This is a genomic window from Streptomyces tanashiensis (assembly GCF_014648895.1).
Classification (GTDB): Bacteria; Actinomycetota; Actinomycetes; order Streptomycetales; family Streptomycetaceae; genus Streptomyces; species Streptomyces tanashiensis.
On the sequence record NZ_BMRZ01000018.1, the window covers coordinates 35,404 to 61,532 of the forward strand.

Here is a 26,129-nt window from a genome sequence, read left to right on the forward strand (position 1 = left end):
CCTCCCCGTGACAAGCTGATGATCATGACAAAGGATCAGACCGGCCGGGTCATCGGCGCCTCGTTCGGGCTCGTGTTCATCCAGGCCAACGCGGGCGCGCTGCCGACGGCGGTCGGCGTCCCGCTGCGGCTCCTCGCGGTCGCCGCGTTCCTCTGGGTGGTCGTCCTCGGCCGGCGCGGCCAGGGGACACCGGCCGCGTCCGAGGCGGGCACGGGCACGGGTGCCGACACGGCCACGGGCACCGGCACCGGCACCGGCACCGGCACAGGCACCGGATTCGGGCGGCGCTACTGGTACGTGGTGGCGGCCGAGGTGCTCGGGCTCGTGGCCGGGCTCCTGGTGATCTCCCGTGTGCTGCACGCCCCGCAGGCGATCGTGGGCTGGATCGCCTTCGTCGTCGGCGTGCACTTCTCCGGCCTCGCGGTCGTCTGGCGCAGGCCCGCGTTCCATGTGCTCGGCGCGTCGATCGCGGCCTGCGGCGCCGCGGGCCTGGTGCTCGCGGCCCTCGGCGCCCCGGCCTCCGTGATCGGCGTGGCCGCCGGGATCCTCCCCGGTGTCCTGCTGCTCGCCTCGGTGCGGCGGCCGGGCCGTACGGACCCGGCCGCGCCGACGGCGTAGGTCAGGAGCGGGAGGCCCGGGTGACCTCGCACTTGGTGTACTCGGAGCCGTCACCGGATCCGGGGTAGGACGTGGAGAGTTCGGTGGTCTCGGAGGCGCCCGCCGCGACCGCGATGGCGGTCTTCGTCGCGGTGGCCGGGACGGCGGTGCCGCCCGCGCCGCCGGTGAACTTCATCGTGACGCTGTAGTCGTAGTCGAGCACGCCGCCGTTCTTGACGGTGATCCGGGCGACGAGGTTCTTGGTCGCCGCGTCGAACGTGCAGTCGTCGATGGTCACATCGCGCACGGCCTTGTTCGCGCTGCTCGAACCACCGGTCACGGAGCCGCCGGTGCTGCTGCCCGAGGTGTCGCTGTCGTTGTGGTTGCTGCCGCTGCTGTGGCTGCCGCTGGAGCTGCTGCCGCCGCAGCTGCCGCCGTGCGAGCCGCGGGCACCGGTCAGGGCGACCACCGCGATGCCGAACACAGCGATCGCGCGGACATGACGCATCTTCATGTTTGAATCCCCGTGGAAAGTGGTAGAACGAAGGCTCTTTGACGAGCGCACGTCACCCTAACAGCGGTCGCGGGGCCGCTCGCCCCGGCCCGGGACGGCTCAGCCGCCCGGGCGGACGATCAGACTCCGCGGGGCGCGGGTGATCAGGCCCGTGGCGGTGGGGCGGAAGCCGTCGGCCAGACGCAGGCGGGGCATCGCCGTGAACAGGGCGCGCAGGGCGTACTCCGCCTCGAACCCGGCGAGCAGGACCGCCGGGCAGAAACCCGGCCCGTACGTGAGCTGGCCCGGGTCGTCGCGGAACGGGTCGAAGCGGTCTGGTTCGCGGAAGCGTTCCGGGTCGCGGCCCGCCGAGCCGACGAGCAGGGCGACGGACGCGCCCGCCGGGACGATCCCCCCGCTCACCGGCACCTCGGCGCTGGTGCGGCGCACCGCGATCTGCACGGGCGGGTCCCGGCGCAGCGACTCGGTCCAGGCGCGGGCGACGAGACCGGCCGGTGCGTCGCGGAGGGCGGCGACCTGGTCGGGGTCGTCCAGGACGTTGCCGAGGAAGGAGGCGAGCGCCTTCTCCCGTACGGCGATCTGGCCGCCGCACTCCCCCGCGAGCGCGCCCGCCGCCCGGCCGCGCACGAGCCGCATCATGTCGCGGTAGGGCACGCCGACGGCGGCGGCGACGGTGCCGGCGGGCAGCCAGTGGCAGAAGTCCGCGACCAGGTCGGCCTGGGGCCGTTCGGCGAGGCGGCGGGCCAGCACGTAGGCCGTGCGTTCGGTGACCGAGCGCAGGGCCTCGACGTCGACGTCGACGTGGGCCCGCGCGCACGGCGGGTCGCCCGGCCGGTGCCCGTGCGTGAAGCGTTCGTCGGTGAGGGCGGCGGCCACGTCCGCGTACCGGCTGAGGACCCAGGCCCGCAGCAGCGGGTCGTACGTGAGCGGGAACTCCTCGCGCAGGGCCCGGTGGATCCCGTGCGGGTCCCGCGTGGCGCCGGGGTCGAGCGGGCTCGGCGCGACGGTCCGCCCGCCCGGCGGGACGGGTCCGGCGGCGGCCGGGTCGGTGAGGGTCCGTACGCGCCCCGGGACGGGGGCGGTGCCGCCCCGGGAGGCCGTGGGGGCGCCGGCCGGCCCGGTCCTGGCGGGGGTCGCGGCCGACGGTGTCGCCGGAGCCATCGACGGCAGCCGTGTCCAGGGGTCCCCGGCATCCTCGGGCCGCTCGCTCCGTATGCCCCTGTCCGGCTCGCGGTTCGGCGCGTCGCTCATCTCGACCCCTGTCGATCGGCGGTGGGTGCCGCGGCCGGAGATCGTGGCGCGCGTGTGCCCAGCCCATCACCGCGCGGGCTCCACCGCCCGCCTCATGCCGCCGAACGGGTGAACGCCCGCGAGGCTCGGCTCAGTCGTGCGACAGCCGGAACGACATCTGCCCGAAGCCGACCACGTCCCCCGGCCGCACCACCACGGCACCGGTGACCCGGCGCCCGTTGACGGTGGTGCCGTTCGTCGAACCGAGGTCGCGCAGCACCCACATCCCGCTCTGCAGGGAGAGTTCGGCGTGCAGCCGGGACGCCGTCTCGTGGCTGAGCCGCAGCCCGTTCACCGGGTCGCGACCGATCCGCAGGGGGTACGGGCCGGGGTGCGGCAGCAGCAGCTTCGGCAGGCGCTCCGCGCTCCAGGCCCGCCCGATCCGCGCCGTGAACGCGGACATCCGCTCGACCGCGCCGACCACGCGCCGGGTCCAGGTGCCCTCGGTCCGCAGGTCGGCGGTGAGCACGGCGAGTTCATCGGGCCTGCGGGCCTGGAGCGCGCGCTCCATCCGGAAGACGAAGGTGTCGTGCGAGAGGCGGCCCTGGGCGGCGCCCTCACGGAGCAGCACCAGCGCGCGGTCCCGCTCGGCGTCCGTCAGCCGAGGGGAGTTCGCCGGAAGCTCGAAAGGGGTCGTCACATCCGAGATTGTCGGCCCGCCGGGCCCGAAGTGTCCAGAAGGACCCCGGACCTGGGGAAACTCCGTACCGGTCCTGAAGGATCGCTGTTACGGTCTGCCGTCTTCACAGCCAGAGATCCCCAGGGGGAACCCAGACGTGACCACGTCTTCTTCACCGTCCGCCACCGACCTCGTCATACGCCCGCTCGCCGGCCCCGAAGAGCTCGACCTCTTCCTCCGCCTCACCTACTCGCTCGACCACGAGCTCGCGGACGATCTCGCCACCGGCCGCCGCCTCCCCGCGTGGATGTGGGTGGCGCTCGACGGCGACCGGCTCCTCGGCCGGCTCGCCTGGTGGACCCACGCGGCGGGCGCCGCACCGCAGGCGCTCGACTTCTTCGACCTCGACCCGGCGCTCTCCGCCGACGAGCGCGCCGAGGTCGGCCTGCGGCTCCTGGAGACGGCGACGGCCGCGGTGATCCCGGCGGGCGTACGGCGCCCCGAGTTCGGGAGGTTCATGCCGGCGGACTGGCGCGAGGTCCCGGAGACCCGGTCCCTCCTGGAGTCCCTGTTCTCCGTCCTGGAGCGCACGGGCGCCCGCCCGCTGGTCGAGCGGCTGCGTCTGGAGTGGCGGCCCGGCACCCCCGTACCGGAGCCGAAGGGCCGTCTGGAGTTCCGTCCCGTGCGGGACCGCGAGGACCTCCTCGCGCTGATGACGCCGGTGATGGAGGGCACGCTCGACGCGCACGGCCGGGCCGACCTGGCCTCGGGCCTGTCGCTGCGGGAGGCGGCCGAGCTGCACTACGACGAGGAGCTCGCGCACTTCTCCTCGCCGCGCGAGTGGTGGCGGGTCGCCCAGCTGCCGGAGAGCGGCGAGCCGGTCGGCTTCGTCGTCCCCGCGCGGAACAACTACCACCACATCATCGCGTACCTCGGTGTGCTGCCCGCCCACCGCGGGCACGGGTACATCGACGACATCCTGGCGGAGGGGACCCGGATCCTGGCCGCCGCCGACGTGCCCCGGATCCGGGCGGCGACGGACCTGGGGAACGTTCCGATGGCGGCGTCCTTCGCCCGCGCGGGGTACGTGACGTTCGAGCGCGCGATCAACCACGTGTGGGACGCGCCGGGCGAGTCGGGGTCCTGACTGCCAGGATGGTCGCGGTAGCCGTGGTGGTGTGACTGGACCGTCGACGAGGGGATTCCCGTGCTCTTCGAGGTGTGGGCGCCGAGCGCCCGTGACCGGGTGGCGCTGGAGCTGAACGGCTCCGCGCATCCCCTGGACCGCGACGCCGAACGGGACGGCTGGTGGTCGGGCGTGGTGCCCGCCGAGGACGGTGACCGGTACGGCTTCACCCTCGACGGCGGGCCCGTGCTGCCCGACCCCCGCTCGCGCCGCCTCCCCGACGGGCCCGACGGCCTGAGCGCGGTCGTCGACCACTCGGCGTACACCTGGCGGCACGAGTCCCCGCGTCTGCGGCTGCGCGGCGCCGTCCTGTACGAGCTGCACGTCGGCACCTTCACCCCGGAGGGCACGCTCGACGCGGCGGCCGCCCGGCTCGGGGAGCTCGCGGGCCTCGGCATCACCCATGTGGAGCTGATGCCGCTGTGCCCCTTCCCCGGGGTGCGGGGCTGGGGGTACGACGGGGTGGCGCCGTGGGCGGTCCACGAGCCGTACGGCGGGCCCGAGGCGCTGAAGCGGTTCACGGACACGGCGCACGGGCTCGGCATGGGCGTGGTCCTCGACGTGGTGCACAACCACCTGGGGCCGTCCGGGAACCATCTGTGCTCCTTCGGGCCGTACTTCACGGACACCCACCACACGCCGTGGGGCGCGGCCGTGAACCTGGACGCGCCGGGTTCGGACGAGGTCCGGGCGTACTTCCTGGGGAGCGCGCTCGCCTGGCTGCGGGACTACCGGATCGACGGGCTGCGGCTCGACGCGGTGCACGCCCTCGCCGACACGCGGGCGCTCACCTTCCTGGAGGAACTCTCCGCCTCCGTCGACGAGTTGGCGAAGGAGCAGGGCCGCCAGCACTTCCTGGTCGCCGAGTCCGACCTCGCCGACCCGCGCACGACCACCCCGCGCACGCTCGGCGGCCTGGGCGTGCACGCCCAGTGGAACGACGACTTCCACCACGCCCTGCACACCGCCCTGACCGGCGAGTCCCAGGGCTACTACGCCGACTTCGCGCGCGCCCCGATGGCGGCGCTCGCCAAGACGCTCACCCGTGTCTTCTTCCACGACGGCACGTACTCCGCCTTCCGGGGACGCCACCACGGACGCCCGGTGGACCGGGAACGCACCCCCGCACACCGCTTCCTGGGCTATGCCCAGACGCACGACCAGATCGGCAACCGGGCCCTCGGCGACCGTCTTTCGGCCTCGCTCTCCCCCGGCCTGCTCGCCTGCGCGGCGGCCCTCGTGCTCACCGGCCCCTCGGTGCCGATGCTGTTCATGGGCGAGGAGTGGGGGGCGAGCACGCCGTGGATGTACTTCACCGACCACACCGACCCCGAGCTCGCGGAGGCCGTACGGCGGGGCAGGCGGCGGGAGTTCGCGGCGCACGGCTGGGCGGAGGACGAGGTCCCCGACCCGCAGGAGCCGGCCACCCGTGACCGCTCGGTCCTGGACCGGACCGAGCGCGAGCGGGACCCGCACAAGCGGCTCCTCGCCTGGCACCGCCAGCTCATCGCGCTGCGCCGCACCCTGCCCGACCTGACGGACCCGGACCTGGCGGGCGTGAAGGTCGCCTTCGACGAGGAGGCCCGCTGGCTGGCCTTCCGGCGCGGCGTCCTGCGGGTGGCCGTGAACCTGGGCAGGGAACCGGTGGTGATCCCCCTCGGCTCCAACGGCCGCGACCGGGTCCTGGCCTCCTGGGACCCGGTCGACGCCCCGGCGGCGGACGGTGTCCTCCGCCTCCCCGGCGAGTCGGCGATCGTCCTCACGGACGGCTGACCGCCGGGGGCTCCTACTCGACGATGGCCATCTCGTGCGGGGTGTTGTTGAAGCGGTGCCCGGAGCCGTCCTCGGTGGCCGTGACGATGTCCTCGATGCGGACGCCGAACCGGCCCGGCAGATAGACGCCGGGTTCGATGGAGAAGCACATGCCGGGGACGATGGGGAGTTCCTCGCCCTCGATCATGTACGGGGGTTCGTGGGTGGTGACGCCGATGCCGTGGCCGGTGCGGTGGATGAAGTACTCGCCGTAGCCGGCGTCCGTGATGACCTTGCGGGCCGCCCGGTCGACCTCCTGGCAGGCGACCCCGGGGCGCACCGCCTCGAAGCCGGCCTGCTGGGCCTCGCGGACCAGGTCGTGGATGCGGCGCTCCTCGTCGGTGGGCTCGCCGACGTGGACGGTGCGGGTGGTGTCGGAGCCGTAGCCGTGCTTGAGGCCGCCGAAGTCGAGCACGACCATGTCGCCGCGCTCGATGACCCGGGGGCCGGCCTCGTGGTGCGGGTTGGCGCCGTTGGGGCCGGAGCCGACGACCGTGAAGTCGACCTGGGAGTGGCCGAAGCGCAGGAGCAGGGCAGCGAGGTCGGCGGCGACGTCGGTCTCCTTGCGGCCCGCGAAACGGACCTTGAGGATCTCGCCGTACGCCTGGTCGGCGGCGGCTCCGGCAGCCGCGATCCGGGCCAGTTCGTGGGCGTCCTTGACGCCCCGGAGCATGGGCAGGGCCTCGGTGAGCGAGACGTACGAGGTGCCGGGCAGGGCCTGCTGGAGGCCGAGGAGATGCATGGCCCAGGCGTTGTCGCTGACGCCGAACCGGCCGTCGACGTCGAGGAGCGGGGCGGTGACGGCGTACGGGTCCTTGCCGTCGGTCCAGTCGCGCAGGCTGAGCGCGGCGGCTCCGGCGGCCTTCTCGGCGTCGGGTGCCTCCAGGGTCGGGACGACGAGGACCGGCTCCTGGCCGGCGGCGAGGACGAGGACGGTGAGCCGCTCGGTGATCGCGGTGGGCTGGTAGCCGGTGAGGTAGACCAGGTCGGGTCCGGGAGCGACGAGCACGCCCGCCAGTCCTGCCTCGGCCGCGGACTCGGCGGCGCGGGCCATCCGGGCCCGGTAGTCGTCCGCGGTGAAGGGCACGACCTCTTCGGGGGCGTCCGTGCTCGACATGGCGATCTCTCCTGACGTCTTCGTCCGGTGCGACGTACAGCATCCTGCCGGGCGGGAGCGCGGGCCGCGACCGGATGCCGGAGCGGGGGCGACCGGTCAGCGGCGGTCGGGGCCCTGGGCGATGAGCCGCTCCAGGAGCTCGTGGAAGTCGTCGCCGACGACGATCCGCAGGTCGCCCCGCTCCTCGTCGTGCTCGCTGAGCTGGGTGAGGGTGCCGCCCCGCCACCAGAAGACGTACGGGCTGATGGCGCCGGGCACGTCCTCGTACCCGGCAGCGGCGAAGGAGGCCATCGCGCCGAGGGCCGGGATGATCGAGGTGTCCCGGATGGGGTGGAAGGCGAGCTGGTGCCGGAAGGGCAGGGCGACGAGGGCGCCGTGCTCGCCGAGCGGGAGGCCGGTGACGCGCTGGACGACGCCGTCGAGGTCGAGGACGCGGCTCGCCGTGTAGAAGGAGTCGCCGAGGATGATCTCGAAGCACATGCCGTCGGCGTCGCGGACGGTCTCGTGCTCCTCGACGGGCAGCCCGCGCAGATTGCGCAGGGCCCGGTCGCGCAGCTGGGCGTGGTCCCCGAGCCGGGCGAGGGCCTCGTCGGTGAGCATCATGACGCTCTCCGGCAGGTCGAGGGCGAGGACCTCGTAGAGCCCGGGGGCGACGGTCCTGGCGTAGCCGAAGGCCGCGGCGTCGATGCCGTCGCCGCTGACGACCCGGGGGTAGAGCTGGGCGCGGATCTGCTCGGGCGGCAGGGTGTCGAGCGCGGAGGGGCCGTCCATGGCGCGGACGACGAGCCCGATGTGCCGCTGGATCATGCCGGGCCAGACGCGGGGCCCGCGCCGGTCCTGGTGGCAGACGGCGGCGAGGTTGCCGAGGCCGAAGCGGCGGCCCTTGTCGTCGACGACGTGGTTCGCGTAGACCGTCACCTCCAGGCCGAGCTCGGCGAAGGTCGCCCGGACCCGGCCGCGGAAGAGCGCGGCCTCGCGCTGGGAGAAGTACGCGAACTCGGGGTCCCTCGGTGCGTCGTCGCCGTCCCGCCTGGGTCCTCGTCGCAGCCACCCCACGCCCGTCCGCCTTCCGTCGCCGTTGCGCACAGGGTAGCGACTACGGGTGTCGGCTCTTGAGCCGTCGGGCGAACTCGGCCACCGGGCCGGACGGTTCGCCGTGCGCGCCGGCCGGGAGGAGGAGTTCGGTGCGGTGGACGAGCCGGGGCGCGACCAGGGGGACGGCGGCCGAGCCGGGGACGCCGTCCGTCGCGGACAGCGGCAGCAGCGCCAGGCCCTGCCCGGCGGCGGCCAGGGCGGCGAGGGTGCGGGTGTCGGTGCCCTCGTAGCGCAGGGCGGTGCGGAAGCCGCGGCCCGCGGGCCCGCCGTGGACGGCCCGGAGCCGGTCGAGGGGGATTCCGGCCGCGGGCGCGTCGAGCCAGCGGGCGTCGACGAGGTCGTCGAGGCGGAGCCCGGGGCGGGCGGCGAGCGGATGGTGGGCGGGCAGGACGACGGCGAGCGGTTCCTCGGTGACGCCGGTCGCGGCGAGCGGGGCGACGTCGGGCAGCCGCAGCGGGTCGCTGGGGGCGGCGACGCCGTCGACGAGTCCGGCGTCGGCCTCGCCTGTGGCGACGGCGACGGGCACCCGCTCGCGGGGCAGCGCGCGCAGGGTGACGCCGGTGGCGGGCAGCGCGGCGAGGGTACGGGGGGTGAGGGCGAGCGGGGAGGCGGCGACGCCCAGGGTCGCGCGGGGCGCGGCGGCGAACCGGCCGAGATCGGCGCGGGCCGCGTCGAGGCGCAGCAGCAGCGCCCCGGCGTGTTCGAGGAGCCGTTCCCCGGCCGGGGTGGGGGCGACGGGCCGCCGGGTCAGCAGCGGCAGTCCGAGGTCGGTCTCCAGGGCGGCGATGTGCTGGGAGACGGCGGACTGGGTGTAGCCGAGGTCGCGCGCGGCCTCGGAGAAGGACGCGAGCCGGGCGACGGTGACGTACGTACGGAGGAGGTGCGGGTCCATGCGGCTCTCAGGACCCGTCGGGGGCCGTGAGGAGGGCGCGGGCGTAGTACGCGAGGGAGCGGTTGTAGCGGGGCAGCAGGGGCGCGAGGGCACCGAGGGCGAGGGAGGCGGCCTCGCGGTCGCGGCCGGTGTCGGCGAGGGCGAGGGCGAGGAAGGCGTCGACGGCGCCGGAGAGGGCCTGCTCGTCGGCGTCGAGCCGGTCGGCGGGGAGGTCGCGCTCGGCGGTGAGGAGTTCGACGCTGCGGTCGGGCCGGCCGAGGTTGCGCAGGCTGCTGGCGAGCTGGATGACGGCCCGGCGGCGGCGCAGTCCGGTGAGGCCGAGGTCGAGGGCGCGCCGGTAGAACGTGACGGCCTCCTCGGGCATGCCGGTGGAGTCGTGGGCGGCTCCCTGCTCGAAGAGGGCGGCCGGGTCGTCGGCGGGCCGCTCGGCGGCGAGGGCGGCGACGAGGGCGCGGAAGTCGGCCGGCTCGTGGTCGTCGAGGCGCTCCCAGAGCGCGGTGACGCGGGTCTCCCAGTCGTGATCGTTCGTCATGTCGTCACCCTAGCCGGGCGAGGATAAGCATCCGTGATGGAAGGAGCAGGAATCATCGTTGGACGTGAACGAGGTCCGACGCCGAGCATGATGACCATGAACGACTCGGCCATGAACACGCACCCGCACACCCCCCGGATCGCCCTGGTCGGCGACCGCTCGCCGCACGTCCGCTCCCACGTCCGCATCCCGGTCCTCCTCGACGCCCTCGCCGAACGCGACGGGCTCGCGCTCGACGCGTACTGGATCCCGACGGGCGACGCGGAGGCCCCGGGCGCGGTGAAGGGCTTCGACGCGGTGTGGGTGCTGCCGGGGAGCCCGTACGCGAGCGAGGCGGGGGCGCTGGCGGCGATCCGCACGGCCCGCGAGGACGGCATCCCGTTCCTCGGCACCTGCGCCGGTTTCCAGCACGCCCTGATCGAGTTCGCGCGGGACGTCTGCGGACTGGAGCGGGCGGCGCACGCCGAGAACGACCCGGCGGCCGACGCGGACGACCTGCTGATCGCCCCGCTCGCCTGCTCGCTCGTCGGCCACGAGGGCGTCGTACGGGTCACCCCCGGCTCCCTCGCCGAGAAGGCCCTCGGCGCGGAGCGGACCACCGAGCGGTACCACTGCGACTACGGCGCCGACAGCCGCCATCTGGACACCCTGCGGGCGCACGGCCTCCGCTTCACCGGCGCGGACGAGGACGGCGGGATCCGCGTCGCGGAACTCCCCTCGCACCCCTTCTTCCTGGCCACCCTCTTCCAGCCGGAACTGGCGGGCGACGGCACCCGCCCGCACCCGCTGGTCCGGGCGCTCGCGGTGGCGGCGACGGAACACGCGGCGGGCGGGGACCGCTAGCTCATCGTGACCACCAGGTGGGCGCGGTCCCGGCCGCGCGCCACCAGGCGGGCGTTGGCCTCGTCGGAGTCGTGGACCCAGCGCTCGGCGTGCGCCCGGTCCTTGCCGAAGCGGACGTGCCGCTCGACGAGCCGGGGGACGCGGCGCCGGGCGTCCAGATCCAGGTACCAGGCCTCGTCGAGGAGCGGCAGGACGGCGGCCCAGGCGCCCTCGTCGTGCAGCAGGTAGTTCCCCTCGGTGACGACGAGCGGGACCTCGGGGGCGACGGGGACCGACCCGGCGACGGGCTCCTCCAGGGAGCGGTCGAACGCGGGCGCGTACACGGTGGTGCCGGGGGCGGGGGTGCGCAGCCGGGCGAGGAGCGCGGTGTACCCGGCGGCGTCGAAGGTGTCCGGCGCGCCCTTGCGCCCGGCCCGTCCGAGACGCTCCAGCTCGGCCTGGGCCAGGTGGAACCCGTCCATCGGGACGAGCACGGCGAGCCCGTCGAGGCGGGCGACGAGCCGCGCGGCGAGCGTGGACTTCCCGGCGCCGGGCGCCCCGGCGATCCCGAGGATCCGCCGTTCCCCCGGCACGGCGAGCCGCCGCGCGCGGGCGGCGAGCCGATCGAACTCCTGCGCGTCCATGGCGCGCATTCTCGCACCGGCCCCCGTCTTCGGACCCACCCTCGGGCCGACCCTCCCCCGCCCCTCCTTCGGACCCTCGTTCGCGCCCTCCTCCCGCAAGGGTCACCTCCACCACGACGCGGGTCGACGCGGATAGATTCCACCGCTTCCGCGCATTACGTTGGGGTTATGCCGTCCATCGCACTCGTCACCCTCGTCGTCCGTGATTACGACGAGGCCATCGCCTTCTACACCGACGCCCTCGGCTTCGACCTCGTCGAGGACACCGACCGGGGCGACGGAAGCCGCTGGGTCGTCGTCCGCCCGCGCGGGGCGGCCGGCGTCGGCGGCCTCGGCAACGTCGGTCTGCTCCTGGCCCGCGCGAAGAACGAGGAGCAGGAGGCCTCGGTCGGCAACCAGACCGGCGGCCGGGTCGGCTTCTTCCTCCACACGGAGGACTTCGCCCGCGACCACGAGCGGATGACGGAGGCCGGCGTGAAGTTCCTGGAGGAGCCGCGCCACGAGCCGTACGGCTCGGTCGCCGTCTTCGAGGACCTCTACGGCAACCGCTGGGACCTCCTGCAGCCCGCGGCCTGAAAAACCGGTGTCGCCCCCACGGCGGCCCTCCCTACACTCACGACACGTCAGATCACGTCCGATCACGTCAGTCGAGGGGAGCCCGCCGTGCGTCGCCACCTGCCGGTCCCCTCCGCCCGCCGCTTCGACGTGATCCTCGCCTCTCGCCCCGGCCGGTGGCGGCTGCGCGCCCGCCATCGCCGACCCGTGGTGTGACCACCACCCCGGGAATCGCGCTGCCCCGTTCTTCACGCAGCAGCGAAAGGCACCACCATGCGAGTCCGCAATCTCGGCATCCTCGCCCACGTCGACGCCGGCAAGACCACCGTCACCGAGCGCTTCCTCTACCTCACCGGCGCCACCCACAAGCGCGGCGAGGTCCACGACGGCACGACCGTCACCGACTTCGACCCGCAGGAGCGGGACCGGGGCATCACGATCTTCGCCGCGGCCGTCAGCTGTGACTGGGCGGGCCATCGCGTCAACCTGATCGACACCCCCGGTCACGTCGACTTCTCCGACGAGGTCGAGCGCTCGCTGCGCGTCCTCGACGGCGCCGTCGCCGTCTTCGACGCCGTCGCGGGCGTCGAGCCGCAGAGCGAGACGGTGTGGCGCCAGGCCGACCGCCACGGCGTCCCGAGGATCGCGTTCGTCAACAAGCTGGACCGCGCGGGCGCGGAGCTCGACGCCGCCGTGGCGTCGATCCGGGACCGCCTCGGCACCGTCCCGCTCCCCGTCCAGCTCCCGATCGGCCGCGAGGACGGCTTCACGGGCGTCGTGGACCTGGTCCGGATGCGGGCGTACGTGTGGGCCGACGGCGCCGACACCTTCGCCGAACTGCCGGTCCCCGAGGAGCTCCGGGACGAGGCCCGGCACCGCAGGCGACACCTGGAGGAGACGGTGGCGGAGCTGCATCCGGGCGCTCTGGAGGAGTTCTGCGGGGAGGGCACGCTCGCCGACGCGACCCTGACCTCGGCCCTCCGGGACCTCACGCTCTCCGGCGAGGCCGTGGTCGTGCTGTGCGGCTCGGCGTACCGCAACCGTGGCATCGAGCCGCTGCTCGACGCCGTCGTCGCGTACCTCCCGGCCCCGTCGGACATGCCGCCGGTGCGCGGGGACGTCCCGGCGGACCCGGAGGCGCCGTTCACCGCGCTCGCGTTCAAGGTGAACGCGACCGCCACCGGCCGCATGACCTACCTCCGCGTCTACGCGGGCACGCTCGGGAAGGGGGACACCGTGCTCGACGCCACCGCCGGACGTACGGAGCGGATCGCCCGCATCCTGCGCGTCCAGGCCGACCGCGCGACGGAGGTGGACACGGCGCGCGCCGGTGACATCGTCGCCGTCGTCGGGCCGAAGTCCGCCCGCGCCGGGGCGACGCTGTGCGCCCCGGACGCGCCGGTCGTCCTCGAACCGCCGACGACCGCCGACCCGGTGGTCTCGGTCGCCGTGGAGGCCCGCCGCAGCACGGACACGGGCCGGCTCGCGACGGCTCTCGCCCGGCTCTCCGAGGAGGATCCGTCGCTCGTGGTGCGGTCCGACCCGGAGACGGGCCAGACCGTGCTGTCCGGTCTCGGCGAACTGCACCTGGAGGTCGCGGTGGAGAAGCTGCGGCGCGACCGCGGCCTGGAGGTCACGGTCGGCCGTCCGCAGGTGGCGTACCGGGAGACGGTGACGAAGGGCGTCACCGGCCTGCTGTACCGACACGTCAAACAGGACGGCGGCGCGGGCCAGTTCGCCCATGTCGTCATCGACGTCGAGCCGTCGGCCGAGGGGGACGGGTTCGCGTTCGTGTCCACGGTCACGGGCGGCCGTGTCCCGCAGGAGTACGTCCGCGCGGTGGAGGCCGGCTGCCGGGACGCCCTCGTCGAGGGCCCCCTCGGCGGTCACCCGGTGACGGGCGTCCGCGTCACGCTCACGGACGGCGCCACGCATCCGAAGGACTCCTCCGAGATGGCCTTCCGCACGGCGGGCAGGTTCGCGCTGCGCGAGGCGCTCCGCGCGAGCCTGATGACCCTGCTGGAACCGGTGGCCGACGTGACGGTCACCGTCCCCGCCGAGTCGGTCGGCTCGGTCCTCGGCGACCTCGCGGCCCGCCGGGGCCGGGTCACGGACTCGACGACCCGCTCCGGTACGGCGGTGGTGTCGGCGACGGTCCCGCTGGCCGAACTCTTCGGCTACGCGTCCCGCCTCCGCGGCCGCACCCAGGGCCGCGGCACCTTCACCACCCGGCCCGCGGGGTACGCCCCGGCTCCGTAGCTCCCGCCCGGGCACGCTCCTCGAACCGTCAAGGAGCGTGCCCACCACACAAGTTGCACGGGGGAACGGAGAGGTCTGGCTCGGCTGTCGGCAGGGGTTCCTCGCCCCGTCGGGCCGAGGAAGCATCACCTCCATGTCCGTGGTTCGTAACGAGCCACGGGCAGGCGGAATAGTGCGGCCCCTCCGGGTCAGAATCGGCTCGACAGCAACCTGTTTCGAGCCATGCGAAGTTCACGGGGGACCACCATGCGCGCTGCCCGCACGAGCTGGAAGACATACGCCCTGGGAGCCGCGGCCGTCGCCGCGATGCTCTCGGCCACGGCCTGCGGGCCCGGCGGTACGGAGGACGGGGCGGCGAGCCCGGCCCCGTCCGGTACCGCGAGCGCGAGCGAGTCCGTGAAGCCCACGGCCCCGAGCCCGTCCGACTCCGCGAAGCCGAGCGCGTCCGCGTCCGCGTCCGCGTCGGCGAAGCCGAAGCCGAGTGCCACCGGTTCCGGCAAGCCCGGTGGTGGTGACGGCAAGGGCAAGGCGCGGGCCTGCGCCGATCAGGATCTCTCGATCGACACCTCGTACTGGGCCCACGACTCGGGCCAGCACCTCCTGATCACCGCGACCAACGCCACCGACACGCCCTGCACCCTCTACGCGTACCCCTTCCTCTACTTCGGCCAGGAGACCGAGAACCCGCTCCCGCCGATGGAGTCCCCGCCGAAGGCCGTCGCCACGATCGGGCCGAAGCAGAAGGCCTACGCCGGCGTGAAGCTGTTCCTGGGCGGCGAGAGGACGGACACGTACGAGTCCTTCGGCATCGCGTACGAGGACCCGAGCAGCAGCACCGACGGGGCGGCGATCGACGTGTCGCTCTCCGACGACGTCCGGTTCGTCACCGTCGGACGGAACCCCTCGGTCACGTTCTGGAACCTCGACCGCCGCGAGGTCGAGAAGTTCGTCTTCAAGGCCCGCTGACGGCGGCGAGACGGTGCTCGCTGGGGCGGGTCCCGTACACGCGCTTGAAGGCCACGCTGAGCCCGAACGCGCTCTGGTAGCCGACCTGTCGGGCGATCGACTCCACGGTGGCGTCGGTACGGGCCAGCAGGTCGGCGGCCAGGGCGAGGCGCCAGCCGGTCAGGTAGGTCATGGGCGGTTCACCGACGAGCTCGCCGAAGCGCCGGGCGAGCGTGGCCCGGGAGACGCCGGTCTCCTCGGCGAGGGTGGTCACGGTCCAGGGGCGCGCGGGGCGGTCGTGGATGAGGCGCAGGGCCCGGCCCGCGACGGGGTCGCCGAGGGCGCGGTACCAGGCGGGCGGGTCGGCCTCGGGGCGGGCGAACCACTCCCGCAGCGTGGACAGGAGCAGCAGGTCCAGGAGCCGGTCGAGGACGGCCTGCTGGCCGGGATCGTCGCGGCTGACCTCGCTGTCGGTGAGTTCGAGGATGGGGCCGACCTCGCCCTCCTGGGGGACGACGAGGACGCGGGGCAGGCCGCCGATGAGCCGTTCGGAGACGCGGCCGTCGACCTGGTAGCTGCCGGTGAGGAGCACGGTCGTGCCGCCGGGGGCGTTGGCGCAGGTGCGGAGGCCGAGGATGACGTCCTCGCTGACGTCCTCGCCGTCGGCGGTCGTGCAGTGGCCGGGGTGGACGACGTAGAAGGGCGGGGTCGTGGCGCGGGCGTCGTCGGTGACGGAGAAGGGCTCCGCTCCGGTCACGACGGCCACGTCGCCGGGGCCGAGGGCGACGGGTGCGGCGTCGCCGCCGGGGACGATCCAGCCCGAGCCGCGGAGCATGGTGACGACGGCGAGGGGCGTGCCGTGGGCGAAGCCGATCGACCAGGGCGGGGCCAGGATGTTCCGGCTGAACAGGGCTCCGTCGGAACGGACTTCGTACAGGAGGCTTGCGAGCGGATCCACCCGGCGAGTCTAGGGGGATTGAGCGGCTGAGACATCGAAGTGAGCGCGTGGACCATTCCGTGACTCACCACGTGGCCGTTTGACTGGTCGCATGACGACGATCACGAAGAACACGAAGCCGATTCTGGTCCTCGGCGGCACGGGCAAGACGGGCCGCCGGGTGGTCTCCCGCCTCAGGGCGCGCGGATACGAGGTCCGGGCGGCCTCGCGGAAGGGGCCCGCCCGCTTCGACTGGCACGACGAGAACACCTGGGAGCCCGTCCTCGACGGGGTGGGCGCGGCCTATCTCGTCGACTCGATGCGGAGCGACGCGGCGGCCTCGCTGAGTGCGTTCGGCAAGCTCGCCGCGTCCGGCGGCGTGGAGCGGCTCGTCCTCCTCTCGCACCGCGACTGGGTGGCGCCAGAGGGCGAGGAGAAGCTTCCCTGCGAGCGGGCGGTGCGGGAGTCGGGCGCGGAGTGGACGCTCCTGAAGCCGGCGTGGTTCGCGCAGAACTTCAGCGAGGAGCCGTTCTTCCGGAGTCAGGTCGTCGACGGCGAGATGGTGTGGTCGGCGGGGGCGGGCACGGAGCCGTTCGTCGACGTCGAGGACATCGCGGACGTCGCCGTGGCGGCGCTCACCGAGGACGGTCACGCCGGGCAGGCGTACGAGCTGTCCGGGCCGCGGCTGCTGACGCTGGGCGCCGTGGCCGGGGAGATCGCCCGGGAGACGGGCCGGGACATCACGTACCGTCCCGTCCTCCCGGACGACTTCACGGCCCACGCGGCGGACCGGGGCCTGCCGGAGGACTTCACCGCCCTCCTGAACACGCTCTTCGGCTGGATCTCCGAGAACCGTTTCGCCACGCTCGGCGACGGCGTGCAGCGGGCCCTGGGCCGCGAGCCGCGCGACTTCACGGACTACGTCAGGGCGACCGCCGCGACCGGGATCTGGCACGGCTGATCAGGCCCCCGCCGGCTCCCCGGCGGGCCGTCAGCGCATGACGGACGAGAAGTTGTCGAGCTGGATCCAGGTGACCTTGTTCGTCGCCTGGGGGCCGAGGACCCAGACGAGGCCGGCCGTGGTGGCCTCGATGCGGAGGGCGTTGATGCCCTGGCTGTTGTTGCGGGGGCAGACGCCGCGGGTCAGCTTGGGCGGGCGGATGTCGGCGGGGAGCGTGCCGAGGGCGCCGTCGGCGGTGAACGCGCAGGTGACCAGGCCGCGCAGCTGGAGGAACTCGGTGCCCGCGATGCGGACCACGCGGGCCTCGGCCGGCGAGAGGGGGTCGTTCTGCACGCCCGTCTCCAGGGCGATCGGCTTCCAGTCGACGACGGTCTGGCAGCCGTCCGTGGGGTCGACGGCGGCGGCGGGGGCGGCCGTGAGCAGCGGGGCGCCGACGGCGACGGCCGGGGCGGCGAGGGCGGCGGTGAGCAGGGAACGGCGGCTGGTCTTGTGCTGGGTCATGCTCGATCCTCCGGATCGGTGGGGCGGGCGGACGGCGGTGCGGGGGCGGCGGCCGGACGGCGGCTCATCGCCAGACGACGGAGACGCCGTCGAGGTCGATCCAGGTGATCGCGTTGTCGCTGTAGGCGCCGTAGGCGCGGAGCCCGCCGCTGACGTCCGTCTCGATCCGGCAGACGCAGCGCCCGGCGTTGTTGTTGCGGGGCACGTTCGCGCGCGTCAGGTGGGTCGGGCGGAGCCGGTGCGGCAGGGTCGCGATCCTGCCGTCCGCGGTCAGGCCGGGCGTGCAGGTGAGGGTGCCGCGCAGCTGGAGGTAGGTGGTGCCGGCGAGGGCGACCAGGCGTCCGCGCGGGGGCTGGGCGCCGGGCTGGATGCCGGGTTCGAGGACGAGGTCCTCCCAGTCCGCGAGGACCTTGACGCCATCGACGGCGGGCTTCGTCGGGTACCAGCTGATCGTGACGTCCCGCGAACCGGTGGTGCCGGGGACGGTGTTGCTGAAGCCGAACAGCAGCCGGGTCTCCTGGGTCGCGGGGTCGACCTCGACGGCGACGCCCTCGGGCTCGCGCCGGGTGAGGCCGTCGGCGCCGGTGACCACCTGCCGGTCGAACCGCCTGCCGTCCTTCCAGTCGTACGAGGTGAGGAAGGCGACCCCCGGGAACCCGTCGGCGGGGAGCGTGTTCGGGTCCTCGTCGACGAGGTACGGCGCCCACTGGTACCAGTAGAGGACGTCCCCGAGGACGGTGTAGCCCTGGGAGACGAGCTTGTCCACCAGGGTGTACCGCGCGGGCACGGCGGGCGTCTCCTCCTCGTCCACGCACGGCTCCGGCAGGCCGTCGCAGTCGCTCATGACGAAGGTGGTGCCCACCGGGACCCAGGAGCCGGCCGCGGCCGCGGCGAGGTCGTACCGCGTGAAGGTCCGCTTGCCGCCCTTGTGGTACATGACGCACAGGAGGTTGTTCACCGGGTCGATCGACGGGCCGGTGCCCGACGTGCTGCCGGGCGGCGTGAACTTCCGCAGCGCCGGATCGTCCGCCCGGAGGATCGTGTCGTCGCTGTAGGGGAAGCGCGTGACGGCCTTGCCGAAGGCGGCCGTCACCTTGCCGTCCTTCCTGGTGAGGTGCAGCGGTGCCGCCCCCGCCGAACCGACCTCGGTCCAGATGTACGTCGTGTCGCCCTGCGGCTCCACGCCCATCGAGATCCCGTGCCCGAAGCCCCTCAGCTGCATCGACCCTTCGACCTTGCCGGTCAGACGGTCGATGCGGTTGAGCCGCATGTTGCCCTGCTCGATGTCCTCCTGGCTTCCGCTCTCCATCTGGAGGACGAAGACCCGGCCGTTGCGGGTGTCGGTGGCGATGGCCTGTGGCGCCGGGCCCTTCACCAGGTCGACGGTCTGGATGAGCCTGCCGGTCACGCCGGACAGGTCGACGCCGTTGGCGTCCGTCTTTCCCATGGTTCTCTCCCCCGTGGATCCCTGACGGATCCTCATCATGAAGGGAAGATCATCACACGGGTCGTGCGCGACCGTGTGTCAGGATGCGGGGACCTGCCGTCCTCCGCACAGGGACGGGCCGGTGCCGTACGACACGAGGAGCGAGACCATGAGCACCACCCCCGCCGGCTACCTCTCCGGGCTGTTCTCCCTCGAAGGGCGCACCGCCCTCGTGACCGGCGGCAGTTCCGGCATCGGCAGGGCCATCGCCGGGGCCCTGGCCCGTGCCGGGGCGAGCGTGGTGGTCATGGCCCGCAAGGAGGCGGAGCTCGTCGAGACCGTCGAGGAGCTGACGGCCGACGGCTGCCGGGCTGCCCGGGTGAGCGCGGACCTGAGCACCCGCGAGGGGATCAAGGCCGGGGCGGAGGCGGCCGCGGCCGTCTTCGGGGAGCCCGACATCCTGGTGAACTCCGCCGGGATCAACCTCCGCCCGCCGTTCGGCGAGCTGGGCGAGGAGGTCTGGGACACCACGATGACCCTGAACCTGGAGGCCCCGTTCCTCCTCGGTCAGCGCTTCGGCCCCGGCATGGCCGAGCGCGGCTTCGGCCGCATCATCCACATCACCTCGCAGCAGGCGCACCGCGCGTTCGTCCAGAGCGGGGCGTACGGGGTCTCCAAGGGGGCCCTGGAGTCCCTCGCCCGCTCGCAGGCCGAGGCCTGGTCCCCGTACGGCGTCACCGCGAACACCCTGGTCCCCGGCTTCGTGATGACCCCGCTCAACCGGCGCCTCTCCTCCGACCCGGAGAAGGTGGCCGCCCTGGCCGCCCGCACGATGGTCGGCCGCAACGGCCTCGCCGAGGACTTCGCGGGGGCGGCCGTCTTCCTGGCCAGCCCCTCCTCCGCGTACGTCACGGGCCAGTCCCTCTTCGTGGACGGCGGGTTCTCCGTCCACTGACCACCGGGCCCGGCGGCCACGTCGCGGTTCCGGACGCACACACCACGAGGGGCTCGGCCCGGATCAGGATCCGGGCCGAGCCCCTCGCGTCTCTCGTGCCTCGCGTTACTCCGTCGGCTCCAGGCGCAGCGAGATCGAGTTGATGCAGTAGCGCTGGTCCGTCGGGGTCGGGTAGCCCTCGCCCTCGAAGACGTGGCCCAGGTGGGAGCCGCAGCGGGCGCAGCGGACCTCGGTGCGGATCATGCCGTGGGAGGTGTCGGCGACCAGCTCGACGGCGGAGGTGTCCTTCGGGTCGTAGAAGGACGGCCAGCCGCAGTGCGACTCGAACTTCTCGTTCGAGGTGAAGAGCTCCGCGCCGCAGGCGCGGCAGGAGTAGACGCCCTTCGTCTTCGTGTCGGTGTACTCACCCCGGAACGCGGGCTCCGTGCCGGCCAGCCGGAGCACCTGGTACTCCGACGGGGACAGCTGGGCCTGCCACTCCTCGTCCGGCTTCTCGACCTCGTACGCCATCGTTCGTCCACTCCCTCAGTTCGACAGGCGGGCGAGGATCTTCGGACCAAGGTCCGTGACGTCGCCCGCACCCATGGTGAGAACGAGGTCGCCGGGGCCCGCCATTCCCGCGATGACGTCCGCGACGGCGTCCTTGTCGTGGACGGGCGTGACGTCGGCGCCGGCGGCGCGGGCCGCGGCGATGATCAGCTCGCTGGTGACGCCGGGGATCGGGTCCTCGCGGGCCGGGTAGATGTCGAGGACGACGGACGCGTCCGCGAGGGCCAGCGCGTCGCCCATCTCCTTGCCCAGCTCCTGGGTGCGGGAGAAGAGGTGCGGCTGGAAGACGACCAGGAGGCGGGAGCCCCCGGCGGCGCCGCGCATGGCCTCCAGGTCGGCGGTCATCTCGGTGGGGTGGTGCGCGTACGAGTCGATGACCTGGACGCCCTTGGCCTCGCCCTTGAGCTGGAGGCGGCGGCCGACGCCGGTGTAGGCGGTGAGGGCCTGGGCGAGCTCGGCCGGGTCGATGCCGACGCGGGCGCCGGCGGCGAGGGCCGCGGCGGCGTTGTGGGCGTAGTGGCGGCCGGGGACGGAGACGGTGAAGGTGTGCTCGACGCCGTCGAGGAGGACGGTCACCTCGCTCTTCATCCCGTTCGGGACGATCTTCAGGATGCGGGCGTCGGAGTCCTCGGACTCGCCGACCGTGACGATGTCCAGGCCCTCGCGGTCCGCGACGCGGCGGGCCAGCTCGCGGGCGCCCGCGTGCTCGCCGACGACCAGGGTGCCGCCGGGGCGGATCTTGGCCGTGAAGGCCTCGAAGGACTCGTAGATCTCGTCCATGGAGGCGTAGTTCGCGTGGTGGTCCAGCTCGACGTTGAGGACGATCGCGACCTCGGGGTCGTACTTCTGGAAGCTGCGGTCGCTCTCGTCGGCCTCGGCGACGAAGACCTCGCCCGCGCCGTGCAGGGCGTTGGTGCCGGGGCCCGCGAGGTCGCCGCCGATGGCGTACGAGGGGTCGAGGCCGAGCTCGGTGAGGGCGACGGCCAGCATGGAGGTGGTGGTCGTCTTGCCGTGCGTACCGGCGACGGCGATCGCGCGCAGGCCGTCCATGAGGGAGGCGAGCGCGTCGGAGCGGTGCACGACGGGGATGCCGAGCTCGGCGGCGCGGGCCAGCTCGGGGTTGTCGGCGCGGATGGCGCTGGAGACGACGACGGCGGAGGCGTCGTCGGCGAGGTGCTCGGCGGCGTGGCCGATGTGCACGGTGGCGCCGAGGGCGCGCAGCGACTCGGCGGTCGCGGACTCCTTGGCGTCACTGCCGGCGACCTTGGCGCCGCGCTGGGCGAGGATCTTCGCGATGCCCGACATTCCGGCACCGCCGATGCCGATGAAGTGCGGCCGTTCCATGGCGGCAGGGATGGCGGGTGCCATGCGGATCTCTCCCCGGGGTGCGTGGTTCTGGAAGGTCCCAGCCTAGTGGCTCACCGCGCGCGTGCCCGGCGGGACGCCGCGGCTCCGGGTCCGCGCCCCGTGCGGGGGCGCGGACCCGGGCTTCCCGCTACTCGCTGTGGGCGAAGAGCTTCAGGACGGGGACCCCGACCTTGTGGCGGGCCCGGGAGGCCCAGTCCCGGTGGAAGAACTCCTCCACGTAGTGCGGGGCGGTGAGGACGATCACCTCGTCCGCCGCCGCCTCGTCGACCACCGCCTTCATCTTGTCGAGCGGGTGGTCCTCGACGACCTGGCCGACCGCTTCGCACCCGGCGTTCCTCAGGGCCTGGAGCGAGATCTCCAGGGCCTGCTCGGCCGGACCCCTGGCCTCCTTGCCCTCCGGTTCGTCGCCCTCGTGGGTCGCTTCCTTGAGCTCGCCCATGGCGACGTCGTCGATGGCACGCAGCAGTACATCGGCCTGGTCACCACGCGGCTGCATGAGAACGATGAAGGACACGCCCTCGTCGCCGTGCAGGGTGGTGACGAATTCCACGTCGACGGACGTGAGGGGCTTCTCGATCATCAGAACGCTTGTGAACACCTCAGGAGCCCTTCTGCGGAAACCATCCTTCCCCGTGCCCGCACGGGGTCTGCGACAGTAAGTGTGCCCAGCGGACGCAAAGCGGAACGACAAATTCCGCCGATTGTCAGATCCGACGGTAGCGGGTGAAGAGGAAGCCGTCCTGCTCCAGCACGGAAGCCGGCCGGAAGCGTGTCGGGACGGCCACCGAGGGGCCTCCGGCGATCCGCTGGGCGCCACCCGCCGTCATCGTCGGCGAGACCGTCAGACACAGCTCGTCGAGGACCCCCGCCGCCACGAACTGGCCGAGCAGCCGGGGCCCGCCCTCGGTGAGCTGCCGGCGCAGCCCCCGCTCCGCGAGCACGGCCACCGCGCGGGCCGGGTCCACCCCGGCCCCGTCACCCGCGAACAGCACCTCGGCGCCCGCCGCCCGGGCGGCGGCGACCCGCTCGGCGGGCGCGGCGGCCCCCGTGAGCACCAGGGTCGGCACCAGCGGCTCCGTGAAGAGCGGCAGCGAGAAGTCGAGGCTCAGGGAGGCGCTGACCACGGCGATCACCGGCGCCGGGCCCTGTCCGGCCGCCGCCCGGCGGGCCGCGAAGGCCTCCCGCGCGCGTGCCGGGCGATAGCCCTCCAGGCGGACCGTTTCCGCGCCCACCACCACGACGTCGGCGATCCCGCGCAGGGTGCCGAAGATCCGCATGTCCGTCTCGGAGGAGAGGGGCTGCGAGCGGCCCTCGTGCTGCCCCGCCCCGTCGAGCGAGGAGACCATGTTGGCCCGCAGCCACGGGCCGTCGCCCTCCGGATACGCATAGGCGTCGGCGAGGGCGTCGAGCGACCACTCCCGGTCGGAGGCGAGGGCTGTCATGTCCGTCACAGGGAAGAGCTGGCGCATGATCGAAGTCTGACATGGCGCTTACAGTGGGGAACTGTGTCGACCCGTGCCCTCACCGAAGCGGCTTCTCCCGAAGCGGCCCCGCTCTCGCTCTGCTCCCGAGAGCCCCACGTCCCCGCCGACCGCCTCGTCGCGGAGATGGTGCCGCCGCCGCGCTTCGACTCCGTACGCTTCGACACGTATCTCCCCGACCCGAACCAGCCGAGCCAGACGGACGCCGTCAAGGCCCTGAGCTCCTTCGCCGAGGGCCTCGGCGGGGCGCACGCCTCCGGCGCCGGCAAGCGCCGCTGGTTCGCGAAGAAGCCGGCCGCCCCCAGCGGCCCGCGCGGGGTCTACCTGGACGGCGGGTACGGCGTCGGCAAGACCCACCTGCTCGCCTCGCTGTGGCACGCGACCCCCGCGGAGCCCGCGCTGAAAGCATTCGGCACCTTCGTCGAGCTGACCAACCTGGTCGGCGCGCTCGGCTTCCAGCAGACCGTGAAGACGCTGAGCGGACACCGTCTCCTCTGCATCGACGAATTCGAGCTCGACGACCCGGGCGACACCGTCCTCGTCTCCAGCCTCCTCGGCAAGCTCGTCGAGTCGGGCGTGGCCCTCGCGGCCACCTCGAACACGCTGCCGGGCAAGCTCGGCGAGGGCCGTTTCGCCGCCGCCGACTTCCTCCGCGAGATCCAGGGGCTCTCCGCCCACTTCCGGCCGCTGCGGATCGACGGCGAGGACTACCGCCACCGCGGTCTGCCCGAGGCCCCCTCCCCGTACTCCGACCAGGTGGTCACCGAGACCGCGTACGCGACGCCGGGCGCCTCCCTCGACGACTTCCCGCACCTGCTCGAACACCTGGCCAGGGTTCACCCGAGCCGGTACGGCGCGCTCACCGACGACCTCACCGCGGTCTGCCTCACGGACGTCCAGCCGGTCCCGGACCAGTCGACGGCCCTGCGACTGGTCGTCCTCGCCGACCGCCTCTACGACCGCGAGATACCCGTGCTCGCCTCCGGTCTCCCCTTCGACAGGCTGTTCAGCGACGAGATGCTGAACGGCGGATACCGCAAGAAGTACTTCCGGGCGATCTCCCGCCTCACCGCCCTCGCCCGCGACGCGAAGGGGCTCGTGGCGCAGTAGCTTGGGGGCCGTACCCGATCGAAAGGGATCCACCATGGCCACCGTGCGTCACGCCCACACCGTCTGGCAGGGCGACCTCCTCAAGGGCTCCGGCGTCGTCACCCTCGATTCCTCCGGCCTCGGCTCGTACGACGTCTCCTGGCCCGCCCGTTCGGAGGAGCCCAACGGCAAGACGAGCCCCGAGGAGCTCATCGCCGCCGCGCACTCCTCCTGCTTCTCCATGGCCTTCTCGAACGGTCTGGCCAAGGACGGTCACCCGCCGACCCGCCTGGAGACCAAGGCGGACGTCACCTTCCAGCCGGGCGAGGGCATCACGGGCATCCACCTCACCGTGACCGGCGAGGTCCCCGGCCTGGACGGAGCGCGGTTCCAGGAGCTCGCCGAGGACGCGAAGAAGAACTGCCCGGTCAGCCAGGCGCTCACGGGCACGACCATCACCCTCACCGCCGAGCTGGGCTGACGCCGGATCATCTCTCGCGCCACATGAGGCCGTTGCGGCCCGCATGGTTCACCCGTCACCACCTTGCGTGATACACACATGCGGGTCACACGTCACATCACACCTGTCCGCCAACAGGAAAGTGGTTTGCCTCATGTCCGCGACACGACGTCAGATCCTGTCCCGCACCGGCGCCACGGCCGCCGGAATCGCCTTCACGGGCGCCCTCCCGGAACTCTTCGCCGGTAGTGCGAGTGCCGCACCCCGGACGGGCGGCTACGGCCCCCTCGTCCCCGACCCGGACGGTCTCCTCGACCTCCCGGCCGGCTTCCGCTACAAGGTGCTCTCCCGGCAGGGCGACCCGCTCCGCTCCGGCGAGGGCCCCGTCCCCAGCAACCACGACGGCATGGGCGCCTTCGCCGGGCGCCGCGGCCGAGTGCACCTCGTCCGCAACCACGAGAACCGGGTCACCGGCAAGATCGCCGTCCCCACCGTCCCCGGTCTCACCTACGACCCGGCCGGCAAGGGCGGCTGCACGGTCCTCGAACTCGACGGCCGCAACAACGTCCTCGGCGAGCGGGTCGCCATCGCCGGGACCGCCGTCAACTGCGCGGGCGGCCCCACGCCGTGGAACACCTGGCTGACCTGCGAGGAGACCGAGGACCGGGCCGGCACCAACGGCTACACCAAGGACCACGGCTTCATCTTCGAGGTCGACGGCGCCGACCCGCACCGCACCGGAGCCGTCCCGCTCACCGCGATGGGCCGCTTCCAGCACGAGGCGATCGCCGTCGACCCGAAGAGCGGGATCGTGTACGAGACGGAGGACGCCTTCGAACGGCCCTTCGGTCTCTTCTACCGCTTCCTGCCGCACAGGCCGCTCGGCGGCACCGGCTCGCTGCGCGCGGGCGGCACCCTGGAGGCCATGCGGGTGCCCGGCGTGCCCGACCTCTCCGTCGTCCAGGAGACCGGCGCCCGTTTCGACGGCATCGAATGGGTGCCCGTCCCGGACCCGGCGGCGACCTCGACCCCCATCCGCCACCAGGACTTCGGGCCGAAGGGCATCACACACGCCCAGAAGCTGGAGGGCTGTTACTGGGGCGGGCGGGCCGTCTACTTCGTGTCCTCCTTCGCGCGGGCCAAGGACGGCTCGGCGGCCACGCACTTCGGCCAGGTGTGGAAGTACGAGCCGCACCGGCGCCGGCTCACCCTCGTCGTCGTCTTCGGCCCGAGCACCGACGTCCAGCTGCCCGGCGAGTCCCCGGACAACATCTGCCTGGCGCCGACCGGAGGTCTCATGGTCTGCGAGGACGGCGAGGGGGCGCAGCACGTCTTCGGGGTGAGCGCGACGGGCGAGGTGTACGCGGTCGCCCGGGGCGCTCAGAACATCGGCACGCCGGAGGCCCCGGAGTGGGGCGAGTTCGCGGGCGTCACCTTCTCCCCGGACCGGAGCACGATGTACGTGAACTGCTACACGCCCGGCACGACGTTCGCGGTGACGGGCCCGTGGTGCTGAGCTGAGC

General features: G+C 73.4%; 27 protein-coding genes. 12 read left to right on the top strand and 15 right to left on the bottom strand.

The features are described from left to right. The first annotated feature begins 24 nt into the window (after positions 1 to 24). Positions 25 to 618, top strand: coding sequence for a hypothetical protein (locus tag IE237_RS33910; protein ID WP_229843826.1), 594 nt, complete (start codon positions 25 to 27; stop codon positions 616 to 618). 1 nt (position 619) lies between these two features. On the opposite strand, the gene IE237_RS33915 is transcribed toward IE237_RS33910, so the two are convergent. From IE237_RS33915 to IE237_RS33925, 3 genes are all read right to left on the bottom strand, one after another. After that, a complete protein-coding gene (locus IE237_RS33915) occupies positions 620 to 1,111 on the bottom strand; it encodes a hypothetical protein (protein ID WP_189806011.1) in 492 nt (163 codons plus the stop codon). Positions 1,112 to 1,210: 99 nt separating this feature from the next. Beyond that, the gene (locus IE237_RS33920) at positions 1,211 to 2,362 is read right to left on the bottom strand and encodes a cytochrome P450 (RefSeq protein ID WP_229843830.1); all 1,152 of its coding nucleotides are present in this window, start codon (positions 2,360 to 2,362) and stop codon (positions 1,211 to 1,213) included. A gap of 130 nt (positions 2,363 to 2,492) precedes the next feature. After that, entirely contained in the window at positions 2,493 to 3,041 is a 549-nt protein-coding gene (locus IE237_RS33925) for an FHA domain-containing protein (RefSeq protein ID WP_189806012.1), read from the bottom strand. Between the two features lie 136 nt (positions 3,042 to 3,177). Here IE237_RS33925 and IE237_RS33930 point away from each other — a divergent pair, with 136 nt between their 5' ends. Together IE237_RS33930 and treZ are read left to right on the top strand one after the other, a co-directional pair. After that, positions 3,178 to 4,167 (top strand): GNAT family N-acetyltransferase, encoded by a 990-nt coding sequence (locus IE237_RS33930; protein WP_189806013.1) that lies wholly within the window; start codon positions 3,178 to 3,180, stop codon positions 4,165 to 4,167. 60 nt (positions 4,168 to 4,227) lie between these two features. After that, positions 4,228 to 5,979, top strand: a complete 1,752-nt coding sequence (gene treZ / locus IE237_RS33935) for a malto-oligosyltrehalose trehalohydrolase (protein WP_189806014.1) — start codon at positions 4,228 to 4,230, stop codon at positions 5,977 to 5,979. Positions 5,980 to 5,992: 13 nt separating this feature from the next. On the opposite strand, the gene IE237_RS33940 is transcribed toward treZ, so the two are convergent. From IE237_RS33940 to IE237_RS33955, 4 genes are all read right to left on the bottom strand, one after another. Continuing rightward, the gene (locus IE237_RS33940; RefSeq protein ID WP_189806015.1) at positions 5,993 to 7,135 is read right to left on the bottom strand and encodes an aminopeptidase P family protein; all 1,143 of its coding nucleotides are present in this window, start codon (positions 7,133 to 7,135) and stop codon (positions 5,993 to 5,995) included. Between the two features lie 96 nt (positions 7,136 to 7,231). Beyond that, complete coding sequence (locus IE237_RS33945; protein WP_189806016.1) at positions 7,232 to 8,191, bottom strand: DUF1444 domain-containing protein; 960 nt, start codon at positions 8,189 to 8,191, stop codon at positions 7,232 to 7,234. 40 nt (positions 8,192 to 8,231) lie between these two features. Next, positions 8,232 to 9,122, bottom strand: a complete 891-nt coding sequence (locus tag IE237_RS33950; RefSeq protein ID WP_189806017.1) for a LysR family transcriptional regulator — start codon at positions 9,120 to 9,122, stop codon at positions 8,232 to 8,234. A 7-nt stretch (positions 9,123 to 9,129) separates the two neighbouring features. Further along, positions 9,130 to 9,654, bottom strand: coding sequence for a tetratricopeptide repeat protein (locus IE237_RS33955; protein WP_189806018.1), 525 nt, complete (start codon positions 9,652 to 9,654; stop codon positions 9,130 to 9,132). A 96-nt stretch (positions 9,655 to 9,750) separates the two neighbouring features. On the opposite strand from IE237_RS33955, the gene IE237_RS33960 reads away from it, so the two are divergent. Beyond that, entirely contained in the window at positions 9,751 to 10,497 is a 747-nt protein-coding gene (locus IE237_RS33960) for a CTP synthase C-terminal region-related (seleno)protein (protein ID WP_189806019.1), read from the top strand. Here IE237_RS33960 and IE237_RS33965 read toward each other — a convergent pair. Then, the gene (locus IE237_RS33965; protein ID WP_370468331.1) at positions 10,494 to 11,129 is read right to left on the bottom strand and encodes a nucleoside/nucleotide kinase family protein; all 636 of its coding nucleotides are present in this window, start codon (positions 11,127 to 11,129) and stop codon (positions 10,494 to 10,496) included. The two genes, IE237_RS33960 and IE237_RS33965, sit on opposite strands and share 4 nt — an antisense overlap. Before the next feature lie 159 nt (positions 11,130 to 11,288). Between IE237_RS33965 and IE237_RS33970 the strand changes: the two genes are divergently transcribed. The 3 genes from IE237_RS33970 to IE237_RS33980 all read left to right on the top strand — a co-directional run bounded on the left by IE237_RS33970 (position 11,289) and on the right by IE237_RS33980 (position 14,900). Further along, complete coding sequence (locus tag IE237_RS33970; RefSeq protein WP_189806021.1) at positions 11,289 to 11,696, top strand: VOC family protein; 408 nt, start codon at positions 11,289 to 11,291, stop codon at positions 11,694 to 11,696. A 252-nt stretch (positions 11,697 to 11,948) separates the two neighbouring features. Then, positions 11,949 to 13,934 (top strand): elongation factor G, encoded by a 1,986-nt coding sequence (gene fusA, locus IE237_RS33975; RefSeq protein WP_189806022.1) that lies wholly within the window; start codon positions 11,949 to 11,951, stop codon positions 13,932 to 13,934. Between the two features lie 246 nt (positions 13,935 to 14,180). Beyond that, positions 14,181 to 14,900: a DUF4232 domain-containing protein gene (locus IE237_RS33980; RefSeq protein WP_189806023.1), complete on the top strand. Its 720-nt coding sequence runs from the start codon at positions 14,181 to 14,183 to the stop codon at positions 14,898 to 14,900. Here IE237_RS33980 and IE237_RS33985 read toward each other — a convergent pair. Beyond that, positions 14,887 to 15,837: an AraC family transcriptional regulator gene (locus IE237_RS33985; protein WP_189806024.1), complete on the bottom strand. Its 951-nt coding sequence runs from the start codon at positions 15,835 to 15,837 to the stop codon at positions 14,887 to 14,889. The genes IE237_RS33980 and IE237_RS33985 overlap by 14 nt on opposite strands. Before the next feature lie 91 nt (positions 15,838 to 15,928). Between IE237_RS33985 and IE237_RS33990 the strand changes: the two genes are divergently transcribed. Next, positions 15,929 to 16,777, top strand: coding sequence for an NAD-dependent epimerase/dehydratase family protein (locus tag IE237_RS33990; protein ID WP_189806025.1), 849 nt, complete (start codon positions 15,929 to 15,931; stop codon positions 16,775 to 16,777). Between the two features lie 30 nt (positions 16,778 to 16,807). Here IE237_RS33990 and IE237_RS33995 read toward each other — a convergent pair whose 3' ends face one another. Both IE237_RS33995 and IE237_RS34000 read right to left on the bottom strand, forming a co-directional pair. Beyond that, a complete protein-coding gene (locus IE237_RS33995; RefSeq protein WP_189806026.1) occupies positions 16,808 to 17,278 on the bottom strand; it encodes a hypothetical protein in 471 nt (156 codons plus the stop codon). Between the two features lie 64 nt (positions 17,279 to 17,342). Further along, positions 17,343 to 18,725 carry a phage baseplate protein gene (locus tag IE237_RS34000; protein WP_189806027.1) on the bottom strand — a complete coding sequence of 461 codons (1,383 nt, stop codon included), beginning with the start codon at positions 18,723 to 18,725 and terminating at the stop codon, positions 17,343 to 17,345. A 148-nt stretch (positions 18,726 to 18,873) separates the two neighbouring features. Here IE237_RS34000 and IE237_RS34005 point away from each other — a divergent pair, with 148 nt between their 5' ends. After that, the gene (locus tag IE237_RS34005) at positions 18,874 to 19,659 is read left to right on the top strand and encodes an SDR family NAD(P)-dependent oxidoreductase (RefSeq protein ID WP_189806028.1); all 786 of its coding nucleotides are present in this window, start codon (positions 18,874 to 18,876) and stop codon (positions 19,657 to 19,659) included. Between the two features lie 105 nt (positions 19,660 to 19,764). Here the strand turns inward: IE237_RS34005 and msrB are convergent, their stop codons facing one another. The 4 genes from msrB to IE237_RS34025 form a co-directional block, all read right to left on the bottom strand. Next, positions 19,765 to 20,169 carry a peptide-methionine (R)-S-oxide reductase MsrB gene (msrB, locus tag IE237_RS34010; RefSeq protein ID WP_189806029.1) on the bottom strand — a complete coding sequence of 135 codons (405 nt, stop codon included), beginning with the start codon at positions 20,167 to 20,169 and terminating at the stop codon, positions 19,765 to 19,767. A gap of 15 nt (positions 20,170 to 20,184) precedes the next feature. Then, positions 20,185 to 21,576, bottom strand: coding sequence for a UDP-N-acetylmuramate--L-alanine ligase (murC, locus tag IE237_RS34015; protein ID WP_189806030.1), 1,392 nt, complete (start codon positions 21,574 to 21,576; stop codon positions 20,185 to 20,187). A gap of 127 nt (positions 21,577 to 21,703) precedes the next feature. Beyond that, entirely contained in the window at positions 21,704 to 22,174 is a 471-nt protein-coding gene (locus IE237_RS34020) for an indole-3-glycerol phosphate synthase (RefSeq protein WP_189806031.1), read from the bottom strand. Positions 22,175 to 22,280: 106 nt separating this feature from the next. After that, positions 22,281 to 23,045, bottom strand: a complete 765-nt coding sequence (locus IE237_RS34025) for a pyrimidine reductase family protein (protein WP_189806032.1) — start codon at positions 23,043 to 23,045, stop codon at positions 22,281 to 22,283. A gap of 36 nt (positions 23,046 to 23,081) precedes the next feature. On the opposite strand from IE237_RS34025, the gene zapE reads away from it, so the two are divergent. The 3 genes from zapE (at position 23,082) to IE237_RS34040 (ending at position 26,122) form a co-directional block, all read left to right on the top strand. After that, positions 23,082 to 24,167, top strand: a complete 1,086-nt coding sequence (gene zapE / locus IE237_RS34030; RefSeq protein WP_189806033.1) for a cell division protein ZapE — start codon at positions 23,082 to 23,084, stop codon at positions 24,165 to 24,167. A gap of 34 nt (positions 24,168 to 24,201) precedes the next feature. After that, on the top strand, positions 24,202 to 24,627 hold the full coding sequence (locus tag IE237_RS34035) for an OsmC family protein (RefSeq protein WP_189806034.1): 426 nt from the start codon (positions 24,202 to 24,204) through the stop codon (positions 24,625 to 24,627). A gap of 133 nt (positions 24,628 to 24,760) precedes the next feature. Continuing rightward, a complete protein-coding gene (locus IE237_RS34040; protein WP_189806035.1) occupies positions 24,761 to 26,122 on the top strand; it encodes an alkaline phosphatase PhoX in 1,362 nt (453 codons plus the stop codon). The last annotated feature ends 7 nt before the right edge of the window (positions 26,123 to 26,129 follow it).